The organism is Cryobacterium adonitolivorans (assembly GCF_004402695.1).
GTDB lineage: Bacteria > Actinomycetota > Actinomycetes > Actinomycetales > Microbacteriaceae > Cryobacterium > Cryobacterium adonitolivorans.
The window spans coordinates 38,929-49,675 of record NZ_SOFL01000029.1; the positions used below are offsets into that span (position 1 = coordinate 38,929).

Consider the following 10,747-nt stretch of genomic DNA (forward strand, 5'->3'; position numbering starts at 1 on the left):
GGCCCCGATGGGATACTGATCAGGTGTATTTTCTCTCGGTCGTGAGCATGAAGAACCGGGCGCTCATTGCGCTCATCACCATCGTCGCGGCGATTTTCGGCTCCCTCGCGCTGACGAGCCTCAAGCAGGAGCTGATTCCCTCGCTGCAGCTGCCGACGCTGCTGATCTCGACGAGTTACCCCGGCGCCTCGCCCGAGGTCGTCAACGATGACGTGTCCACTCCGATCGAGACCGCCATCCAGGGCATCGAGGGCCTGGAAACCACCTCCACCACCAGTAGCACGAACTCGTCGCTGGTCAACGCCACGTTCACTTACGGCACCGACCTGGTCAAGGCCGAATCCAAGATCAGCCAAGCGATCAACCGCATCAAGACCACCCTGCCCGCCGACCTCGACCCCCAGGTGATCAGCGGCAGCATCGACGACTTCCCGGTACTCTCGCTGGCCGTGTCCGGCGGCGACGCCGCCACAGTCGCCGACCAGCTCACCCGCAGCGTCCTCGGCGACATCCGCGACATCGACGGGGTCCGCGATGCCGCCCTCGTCGGCGACATCGGCCAGCGCGTCACCATCACACCGGATGCTTCGGCCCTGGCCGCACGCGGTCTCAGCGCGAGCGCCATCCGGGACGCGCTGCAGCAAAACGGGTCACTCATCCCGGCCGGTTCCCTCACGGAGAACGACACGACCCTGTCGGTGCAGGCCGGCAGCAAGCTCGGCTCCGCCGAGGACGTCGCCGCGCTGCCCCTCATCGCCGGCGGCGCCGCTGCCACCGGCCCGTCGACCGCTGCGGCCGGGCCGGTCTCGATCGGCGACGTCGCCGCCGTCGCGGTGGTCGACAACCCCGTCACGAGCATCTCCAGGGTCGACGGCGAACCCGCCCTCACCATCTCGGTAACCAAGGTGCCGGCAGCGAACACCGTCGACGTCTCGACCGCCGTGCGCGCCATCCTGCCGCAGCTCGAGGACGCCGTGCCCGGCACCACCATCACCGTGGTCTTCGACCAGGCCCCGTTCATCCAGGAGTCGATCGACGCGCTCACCCAGGAGGGCATCCTCGGCCTGGTCTTCGCGGTCCTGGTGATCCTGGTCTTCCTGCTGTCGGTGCGCGCCACCCTGGTTACCGCGATCTCCATCCCCACCTCGGTGCTCATCACCTTCATCGGTCTGCAGGCGGTGGGCTATTCGCTCAATATCCTCACGCTTGGTGCGCTCACCATCGCGATCGGCCGGGTCGTCGACGACTCCATCGTCGTGATCGAGAACATCAAGCGGCACCTGGTCTGGGGCGCCGACCGCGCCGAGACCATCGTGCGCGCGGTCCGCGAGGTGGCCGGCGCCATCACCGCCTCCACCATCACCACCGTCACGGTGTTCCTGCCGATCTCATTCGTCGGCGGCTCCACGGGCGAGCTCTTCCGGCCGTTCGCGCTCACGGTCACCATCGCCCTGCTCGCGTCGCTGCTGGTCTCGCTCACGATCGTGCCAGTGCTGGCCTACTGGTTTCTGCGCGCGCCGAAGCCCGCCGCCCCGCCGACCCCGACGGGCCAGGCCGTCGGCGCGCCCGCCATAGCCGCCGCCACCGCCACGACGCCCGCCACCGCCACGTCCCCCGGCACCGTCTCAGCGCCAGCCGCAGCCGCCACAGCCCAGCCCACGCCCGCACCGGTGACCACCGCCGAGCTCGCCACCCGCAACAGGCACGCCGCGCCGGATGCCGACGGCTTCGACGAGCGTGACGCCCGCGAACAGCCCAGCCGTCTGCAGCAGGGCTACCTGCCGGTCATCCACTGGACCCTCAAGCACTACGTGGCCACGCTGCTCCTTGCCGCCCTGGTCCTGGTCGGCACCGTGGCCCTGCTGCCCTTCATGAAGGTCAACTTCCTCGGCTCCACCGGCCAGTCGACCTTCCGGGTCAGCCAGGAGCTCCCGGTGGGCACCAGCCTCGCTGCCCAGGATGCCGCATCCACCGCGGTCGAAGACGCCGTCCGCGGCGTCGACGGTGTGAGCATCGTGCAGGTCGCCATCGGTGGTGGCAGCGCGTTCGCGGCCTTCGCCGGGGGAGGGTCGTCCTCTAGCACCGTCACCTACTCGGTGACCACCGACGATTCCGCGGATGCCGACGCGGTCCAGGCCGACGTGCGCGACCAACTCGACGGCATCGACAACGCCGGCGAGATCACGATCTCCTCCGGAGGCGGCTTCGGCAGCTCGTCAGACATCGAAATCGACATCACGGCGGCGTCCGGCGCCGATCTGCAGACCGCATCCGACGACATTCTCGCGGCCGTCGAGGACCTCGATGCGCTCACCCAGGCCAGCAGCAACCTCGCCGCGTCACGCCCGTACGTGGCCGTGACCATCGACCGCACCCAGGCGGCAGCCGCCGGGCTCAGCGAACTGGCGCTGGGCACCCTGGTGTCGCAGGCGATGCAGCCGAGCACGATCGGCTCGATCGTGATCGACGAGGCCACGCTGTCGGTCTACCTGCAGTCGGGGTCGTCACCGGCCACGACGGCGGAGCTCGCCGCCCTGTCGATCCCCACTCGTGCCGGACCGGTTCCGCTCGACAGCCTCGCCGAGGTGCAGCAGGTCGACGGTCCGTCCACCCTCACCACCACCAAGGGACTGCGCACGGCCACGATCTCGGCCACGCCCAATAGCGACGACCTCGGCACCGCGACCGCCCAAGTCAACACCGCTCTGGCAGACACCGAGCTGCCCACCGGCGCCGCCGCGAGTCTCGGCGGCGTCTCGGCCGACCAGACCGAGGCGTTCCAGCAGCTGGGCATCGCGATGCTCGTTGCCATCCTGATCGTCTACATCGTCATGGTCGCCACCTTCCGGTCGTTGCTGCAGCCGCTGCTGCTGCTGGTGTCTGTGCCGTTCGCGGTGACCGGGGCGATCGCGCTGCAGGTGGCCACGGGCATCCCGCTCGGCGTCGCGTCGTTGATCGGCGTGCTGATGCTCATCGGCATCGTCGTCACCAACGCCATCGTCCTCGTCGACCTGGTCAACCAGTATCGGCGCCGCGGGCAAAGCGTCTTCGACGCCCTCGTGCACGGCGCGTCACGCCGGCTGCGGCCGATCCTGATGACGGCGCTCGCCACGATCTTCGCCCTGTTGCCCATGGCGGTCGGGCTCACCGGACAGGGCGGGTTCATCTCGCAGCCGCTGGCCCTCGTCGTCATCGGTGGCCTGGTGTCCTCGACGGTGCTCACGCTGGTGGTGTTGCCGGTGTTGTACCTGGTGGTCGAGGGCGGCCGGGAGAACCGTCGGACCAGGCGTTTACGGCGCTGATCTAGCCGACACCGAGGTCGATCCCGCGGTCGGCGAAGAAGGGCTGAGGGTCGAGAGCCGTGCCGTCGATCCGCACCTCGACGTGCAGGTGGCAGCCGGTGGAGGCGCCGGTGCTGCCCACGCCGGCGATCACCTGGCCGGCCGTGACGCTCTGGCCGGCTACCACGAGCGTGGCATCGTCAGCGATGTGGGCATAGCCGGTGGTCACCCCGTCGCCGTGATCGATCAACACCCAGTTGCCGTAGCTTCCTAACAGACCCGTCTGGGCGACGACTCCGGCGCTGGCGGCGTACACGGGGGAGCCGCAGGCGGCGGCGAGGTCGGTACCGGAATGAAACGGCAGGACGCCGGGCAACGGCAGGTCAGGCCGGGGACCGAACCCATCATTCACGCTTCCCACGGCAGGGGTGGCCCAGCCCTGGGTGCTCAACCGGGCGCCGAGGATGCCGGCCAGCTGGCTGGCCGCCCGGGTGGCGCGGTCCACGGATGGCCGGGCTGAGGTGGCCAGCGCAGCCTCGGCGTTCCCGCTGGCGGAGGCGAAGGCCGCGGTGGCCTGGCTGAGCGAAACCTCGGCCGTGGCGAGGGCGTCCTGCTTCTCGGCCAGGGGAAATGACAGCGCCGCCGCCTCCGCCGTAGCGAGATCAGCCTTCAGGGTCGCCGCACGTTGCGTGTCCCGGTCGACGAGGGTTCGGATCTCGCTCATATTGCCCGTCAGCATCGAGATCCGCTCGACGGTGCCCAGCCGGGAGAGCAGGCCCGCCGAACCCTGCTCGCCGAGCAGGGCGTCCAGCGTCGCCGTACCTGACCCGTGTTGAACCATCGTTCGCACCAGGGCGGCCAACGTCCGGGTCGACACATCCGCCCGGAGCGCGGCCGCGTCGGCCAGCACTCGGACCTCCTCGAGCCGGGTGAGCGCGGCGGCCTCGTCGGCCATCGTCGCCGCCAGGTCGAGCCGGGCGGCGTCGTAGGCCGACTGGGCACTGGCTCGGGCGCTTTCCGCGGCCGCGAGAGCGAATGCGGCACGGGCCGCGCCGAGTGGAGGAGCAGCCGCCTTGGCTCTCGGCGGCACCGTCGGGCGACTTGGCGGGCGTGGGGCCTGGGACAACGGCCTCGTCGATGTCGGCGGCGCGTTTCCTGGCCCAGAGGGCGGTGCGCTTTGTGAGGTCGGGGGCGATGCCGGCGGCGTGGCCGGGTCCGTGGGTAGGGAGGTTGGCGTCGGTGTCGGTGTCGGTGTCGGTGTTGGTGTCGGCTCCGGGATCGTCGGGTCACTCATCGTTGACGGGCTGGGGCTGACCGGGTCCGCGTTCCCGGTGGATGGCTGCGGAGATGGCTCTGGCGGCACCCCTGGATCCGAAGGCGGGTCGATCGGTTGCAGCATCGGCGGCGTCGTGGGTGTGCCCGAAGGTGTCTCCGTAGGCGTAGGCGTAGGCGTAGGCGTAGGCGTAGGCGTAGGCGTTGGAGTGGGAAGTGGGGTCTCAACGGGAGGGGGAGTATCGGTGGGCGTGGGCGTGGGCGTGGGCGTGGGTGTGGGCGTGGGCGTGTCGGTTGGCGGGGGTGTGGCCGGGGCCGCTGGTAGGGCGGACGCGGCGTCCGCGGCTGTCGCTGTGCCGGCCGTGAGGACCGTAGAACCCAGCACAAGCAGACCCGCAAGAACTGCTGTTCGCAGGCGGCGTGCGTGGAAGTGGCGTGCGCGCACGACGCGATGTGCACTGCGGCCGTGCGACGTCGTGGCCATGTACATTCTCCATCCCAAGCGGTAGGGAGTCGGCCGGTCAACCGGCAATGGCGCCAGTATTCCACCACTCCGCAAGGGGCCGCAACGCATCGGTCCAAACCGGTGGCTGTCCGGCCGGCCCAGCTGGCCTGAATTGCGAAGCTGGTCCCGCAGGTCAGGCTGAACTCGCTGGTCACGTTGGTCCGCCAATCCGCTGGTCTCGGTCGTGTTGCACGGGGTGCTGCTCCAGCGCAGCGGGGCTCTTGCTGCGCATCTCGACGAGCTGCTGCCCCGGGTCGACGGATGCCGGTGGCCGCAGCCAATGGCGGCCCTGGCGTTCGAGGATCTGCCAGCCCTGGTTGTGCAGCAGTCGGTGGTGCGGATTGCAGAGCAGGATACCCAGACGCAGGTCGGTGCTGCCGTGGTCGTGGAGCCAATGTTCGACGTGGTGGGCGTCGGTCATGGCGGGTGGTTTGTCGCAGTCGCCCCACCGGCAGCCGCCATCGCGGGCGGCTAGGGCGATGCGTTGTGCCGGGGTGAAGGTCGTGAGGACGCGCACGGCGGGTTTGCGCCCGCCCAGCATGTGGTTCGGGTCGACCTTGGTGCTGCCTCGTCTGCCTCGTCTGCCTCGCCAGCTTCGGCGGCCCCATGAGCGGCGGCCGCTTCGGCCTCGGCGGCTTCGGTTAGGGCGAGCTTCCGGCCCACGTCGACGAGTTTGCGGGCGTCTGTCTTCGTTGCCCCAGTCATCTTTTGGACCAGTGCCTCCGGCGCGAGGAATCCCTGTGGCTGGGCCAGACCCTTCTGGCCCAGCTCAGGGCGGGAGCGATACGCGAGAGTCTTCGCCATCCATACCGACCGGGTCTCGACCAGGTTCCGCAGCCTGGCGAGGTGACATTGGCCGGTCAGAGCCTCGGCATTCGACAGGGCGTCGTAGTCGGGGCTGCAGGCCCCCCAACCCTCAACCGCTTCGACGGCCAACGCCAGCGCATCCGCCGATGCGTTGTCGCCTGACAGTCGGCCAGGCACCGTCGCGGCCGGGGTGTCGTGCTCGGGCTCGGGGGCGGATACATCTGCGACGGTGGGCATGCAGCGAAAGCATCCCGATGTCGAATTTGTGTATGAGCGAATCTCGGGATGTGAACAACTCGTATTGGGGTGCGTGAGGGTCCGGGGCCACGGGTCAATCGGTGCCGAGGTGCTCGTGCAGGAAGGCTGACACGTGGCCGCGCATGACCGCATCGAGGATGCCGATGGAGTGCAGACTGCCCGGCACGGTGACGAGCTGGTTGACGATGCCGAGGTCGTTGAGATCCGCGGCCAAGCCGGTGGACTGGCTCAGCGGAATGAACTCCTCTGTGGATGACCCCACGAAAACGGGCGGATCGGTTCGATCCAGCGACCTGACGGCTGACGCGTCCCGTGCGGCCCGGCAGTCCAGCAACGATTCGCAGTCCAGGTAGTCGAGCACGATCTGCTCGAGCCCGGGGGACCCCCCGGCCACGACGATTCCGTCGTAGCTCAGGTCGACGGGTCCGGAGAGCTCGGCCACCGCCGCAACCCGGCTGCCATCGGTGAGCGATCCGCTGCCGCGGGCACCGAGCAGGGTGGCCAGGTTTCCGCCCGCGGAGCCGCCGAAGGCACCGATTCGGTCGGGGTCGATGCCGTAGTGCTCGGCATTGGCGCGCATCCATTCGACGGCGCGGCCCAGGTCTTCGATGGCGGCCGGAAAGCTCACCGCCGGCACGAGCCTGTAGTTCACCGAGTACGCCACGAATCCCTCGGACGCGAGCCATTCGCAGACGTTGCGCCAGTCACTGTTGCCCTTGTCGCCACGGGCCCAACTGCCACCGTGGATGGACAGCACGGCCGGGCGCAGAGTGGTTTCCGAGGGCGTCTCGGTGGCTGTTTCCGCATCCGGTGCGGCGCCAGCGGCCTGATCCGCGGACGCGGCGTCGACAGGAATCGCCCCCGGATCCGGCGCGGCCGATTCCTCGGGCGACGCCGCTTTGCCGGTCGCAGCCTCCCCGGCGCTGCCGTCCGCGTCAGCGGTTGACCCCGCATCCTCCGGGGGGGAACAGACGTCGAGGGTGAGCTGGGTTCCGTCGGGCTGCGTGGCGTAGACGACGTCTTCGTCGATCACGGCGTCCCCGGGCGCCGTGTAGGTGCGGATGCCCACGATCGCCGTGGTGTCGACCTCGCTCGCAGTCCCGCCGGCCTGGGCCGGGGCCACGGGGCGCAGGTTCCAGTGCAGGCCGCCGAGCAGGGCGCTGGCCACAACGGCCATGCCGCCGGCATAAGCGACGAAGAGAACGAGAAAGCGTCGGGAGCCTAGTCCGATAATGCGGCGACCGGTTCTCACGGATGCTCCTGAATGCTGGGTGCGGGTGCTCTCGAGAATAGATCGGTCGGGCCCGGCCAGCTAATCGTCAGGCCTTCGCCGGGGCGTCGCGGGTGATCCCCGGGCTCAGGGCGGCGAGCATCCTGGTGACGTCAAGGTTCGCCGCGCTGGCCGCGACGATGGTCTCCGCGCCCAGTTCGCGGTGCTCGTGGATCGCCAGGGTCATGGCGGCAGCGGCGTCCTCGGCCGCCCGCAGGGTGTCCAGGCTCGGTTCCCCGCTGTCCCATTCGTTGACCAGGGTGGCCGTCGCCCGTACCGTAGCACTCAGCGCCGGTCGCAGAACGGCCGGTAGTTCGACGGGCACCGGCGTACCCCACGCCGCCCCGGCGAGCACGTCGGTGAGGTCACGCACATAGAAGGTCACGTTTTCGAGCGCCGCCAGGTCGTCGTAGTCCGTGCTGAGATCATGCGGCCGGATGCGCGCCCGCGGGTTGATCCGGCGGCTCTCGTCCGCCTCCGCCAGCGCGCGACGCACGGCGGTGCTGGTGCTCGCCAGGGTGGCACCCTGCTTGGACCATTCGCCCTCCTCGGGCGGCCAGCTCGCGTCGAGCGCGTCGGCAACCGAACTCAGGTGCAACCCGAGCGCACTCCGCAGCCTGGAGAGCTCCTTCACCGCGGCGCTCACCCGAAGCGGCGGGGCGACCAGGAGGTTCACCGCGAGCCCCACCACGATCCCCAGGCTCATCTGCGAGACGTACCCGATGGAATAGCCGTCGGCGTTCGGACCGCCCACGATCAGCACGAACAGTCCCGCGATCGGCACGTAGTCCCGTCCGGCGCCGAGCAGGCGGATGCCGCCGAACAGCATTCCGATCCCCACCACGAGCGACACCGTCAGCACGCTGGGTTCGCTGAAGATGATCACCGCGGCAGCGAGGGCGACGCCGATCACGAGCCCGGCGAGGGTCTGCAGGGCGTTCTTGACCGACCCCATCAGGGTCGGAAAGCTGGCAACGATCACCCCGAGCGGCGCGTAGTAGGGATATTCGTCGGCGACGCCGGGCATCAGGGGCGCGAGTTTCCAGGCGATCGCCACCGCGACGGCTGTCTTCACCGCCTGCAGCAGGCGGGGGCGTGCGATGGCGGTCTTCACCAGGCCGCCGGCGGCACGCAGGGAGAGATCGGGAGTGCGCATCGAACGAGTCTGCACGATCCCCGGCCTCCTGCCCAATCCGGCGTGGCACCCCCCTGCCCGGAGGTTCCGGCCCCTTCGGCATAGGATGGCGGCATCACCTGGACCGAGCCCACCAGGGCGAGGTCGGGAAAGGAGGCGTCGTGAAGATCGCGATAGCGGGAGGAACCGGCACCGTCGGACGCCACGTCACCGAGATGCTCGGCCGTCGCGGCCACGAGCCCGTGGTCCTGGCCCGGTCAACCGGATTCGACCTCCTCACCGGAGCGGGCCTCTCCTCGGCCCTTGAGGGTGTCGACGGAGTCATCGACGTCGTCAGTACCTCCACCCTGTCCGCTGCGGCGTCCACCCGCTTCTTCGGCACGACAACGGCCAATCTGCTCCGGGCAGAGGCTGACGCCGGGGTACGGCACCACGTATCACTCTCGATCGTGAATGCCAGCACGGTCGGCGCCGGGTACTACGCGGGCAAGGCCCTCCAGGAGGAGAGGGTGAAACGTGGCGCCGTGCCGTGGTCCATGCTGCGGGCCACGCAGTTCCACGAGTTCGCGGCCCAGACCCTCGGGGGCGCCTCGCGCGGCTTCCTCACCCTGGTGCCCGTCATGCGAACACAGCCCGTAGCGGCAAGGGAAGTTGCCGAGCGCCTCGTTGAGATTGCCGTGAGCACACCGCGTGGGCAGGTCCCAGACCTCGGCGGCCCGAGGGAGGAGCGCCTCGTCGACATGGTGCGCGCCTACGCCCGGGCCACGCGCATCCGAACCCGCGTCGTTCAGTTCAAGCTTCCCGGCCGAATGGGCACGGCGATGCGTGACGGCGCCCTGTTGCCGGCCCGCGGCACCGAACAGGGCGCCCAGTCCTTCACGCAGTGGCTCGACGGCGTCGCTCAGGGAACGCCGGCCGGGTAGCGGCTCCGCGATGGGTCAGCCTCCAGCTAGAGGTCCTTGCCGAAGCACACGCTGAGTTCTTCACCCACGTACTGGCCGTATTGGGGGATCTCGACGTAGCCGTGCGCCCGGTAGAAGGCCAGGGCTGCCACGTGCAGCGGTCCGGTCTCCAGCACCATCCGACGGATGCCCCCGGCCAGCGCCGCCGCCTCCGCCGCGTCGAGCAGCAGCCCGGCGACGCCCTCGCCGCGGGCCTCTGGATGCACGAACATCCGCTTGAGCTCTGCGGTTATCGCGCCCGAATCGTCCGGGCGCAGCGGGACAACGGCCGCGGTCCCGACTGCCCCGCCGGCAGCCGTACGTGCCACGAAGAACAACACGCCGGGAGCCTCGAGCTCGTCGATGCTGAGCAGGAAGTTGCTTTCCGGCGGATACAGCGCCGCGGCGAACTCGCCGCTGAGCGTGAGCAGGGCGTCGACATCGCCCTGACGGGGCGGCTCGCGGGTCACAGTGAGGGCCATGGGTCGAGCCTAGGACAAAGTGATCCGTGACATTTGGGACTCGATCAGGTAACGTAGACAAGTCGGCTCTTGACACCGCGCTGGTTTATTGTGTGCGCGGATGGGTTTGTAAGTCAGGATGGGCCGGTTTCCCAGTAATCCGCTGGTGAAAAATCACTGTATGTGAACGGCCCCGGCCATAGACTGCCCGGGTTCTCAGGCTGCGTCGCCGTGCGACGCACTACTGCCATGTACTCAACACAACCCAGAAATACTTCTATGCCTTCTAGCAAGAAGCCGGCCGTCGGCCGCGCAGCCAAGAACTTCGACCCGAGCCACTCAAAGGGCGGCCCCAAAGGCGCACCCAAGGGTGGCAGCAAGAGCCCCGGACACCGCGGCTACCGCGCAGACGAGGGCGCCCCCAAGAAGCAGCGCTGGAACGCCGACGAGCGCGCAGCGCGCTCCGGTGAGCGCTCCTCCTCCGACCGTCCCGCCTACGGCGACCGTCCCGCATACGGTGCCCGCAACGAGCGTCCGGCCTCCAACGACCGCGCCCCGCGCAACGACCGTCCGTCGTACAACAACGACCGTCCGGCGTACAACAACGACCGTCCGGCGTACAACAACGACCGTCCGTCGTACAACAACGACCGTCCCGCTCGCGGCGACCGTCCCTCGTACGGGGACCGTGCCCCGCGCACCGATCGCCCCGCCTACAACGACCGCAACAGCGAGCGTCCGGCTCGTACCGAGCGTCCGTCCTACGGCGACCGTGCCCCGCGCACCGACCGCCCGTCGTACAACAACGACCGTCCCT

8 protein-coding genes and 1 pseudogene are annotated in these 10,747 nt (G+C 69.3%); 3 read left to right on the forward strand and 6 right to left on the reverse strand.

All coding sequences use genetic code 11. The annotated features are described in order from the left end of the window. Positions 1-23: 23 nt before the first annotated feature. A complete protein-coding gene (locus tag E3O42_RS08910; RefSeq protein WP_134453601.1) occupies positions 24-3,302 on the forward strand; it encodes an efflux RND transporter permease subunit in 3,279 nt (1,092 codons plus the stop codon). Between the two features lies 1 nt (position 3,303). On the opposite strand, the gene E3O42_RS17985 is transcribed toward E3O42_RS08910, so the two are convergent. The 5 genes from E3O42_RS17985 to E3O42_RS08935 form a co-directional block, all read right to left on the reverse strand. After that, positions 3,304-4,371: a M23 family metallopeptidase gene (locus tag E3O42_RS17985; protein WP_166787940.1), complete on the reverse strand. Its 1,068-nt coding sequence runs from the start codon at positions 4,369-4,371 to the stop codon at positions 3,304-3,306. A gap of 838 nt (positions 4,372-5,209) precedes the next feature. After that, complete coding sequence (locus E3O42_RS08920; RefSeq protein ID WP_134453603.1) at positions 5,210-5,479, reverse strand: hypothetical protein; 270 nt, start codon at positions 5,477-5,479, stop codon at positions 5,210-5,212. A gap of 50 nt (positions 5,480-5,529) precedes the next feature. Next, positions 5,530-6,102, reverse strand: a complete 573-nt coding sequence (locus E3O42_RS08925; protein WP_134453604.1) for a hypothetical protein — start codon at positions 6,100-6,102, stop codon at positions 5,530-5,532. A 94-nt stretch (positions 6,103-6,196) separates the two neighbouring features. Continuing rightward, on the reverse strand, positions 6,197-7,375 hold the full coding sequence (locus E3O42_RS08930) for an alpha/beta hydrolase (RefSeq protein WP_134453605.1): 1,179 nt from the start codon (positions 7,373-7,375) through the stop codon (positions 6,197-6,199). A gap of 67 nt (positions 7,376-7,442) precedes the next feature. Further along, complete coding sequence (locus E3O42_RS08935) at positions 7,443-8,549, reverse strand: FUSC family protein (RefSeq protein WP_134453606.1); 1,107 nt, start codon at positions 8,547-8,549, stop codon at positions 7,443-7,445. Between the two features lie 140 nt (positions 8,550-8,689). On the opposite strand from E3O42_RS08935, the gene E3O42_RS08940 reads away from it, so the two are divergent. Then, positions 8,690-9,451 (forward strand): SDR family oxidoreductase, encoded by a 762-nt coding sequence (locus E3O42_RS08940; RefSeq protein ID WP_134453607.1) that lies wholly within the window; start codon positions 8,690-8,692, stop codon positions 9,449-9,451. A 26-nt stretch (positions 9,452-9,477) separates the two neighbouring features. Here the strand turns inward: E3O42_RS08940 and E3O42_RS08945 are convergent, their stop codons facing one another. Next, the gene (locus tag E3O42_RS08945) at positions 9,478-9,951 is read right to left on the reverse strand and encodes a GNAT family N-acetyltransferase (RefSeq protein ID WP_134453608.1); all 474 of its coding nucleotides are present in this window, start codon (positions 9,949-9,951) and stop codon (positions 9,478-9,480) included. 258 nt (positions 9,952-10,209) lie between these two features. On the opposite strand from E3O42_RS08945, the pseudogene E3O42_RS08950 reads away from it, so the two are divergent. Beyond that, positions 10,210-10,747 (forward strand): annotated as a pseudogene (locus tag E3O42_RS08950) (DEAD/DEAH box helicase); the annotation flags it as partial.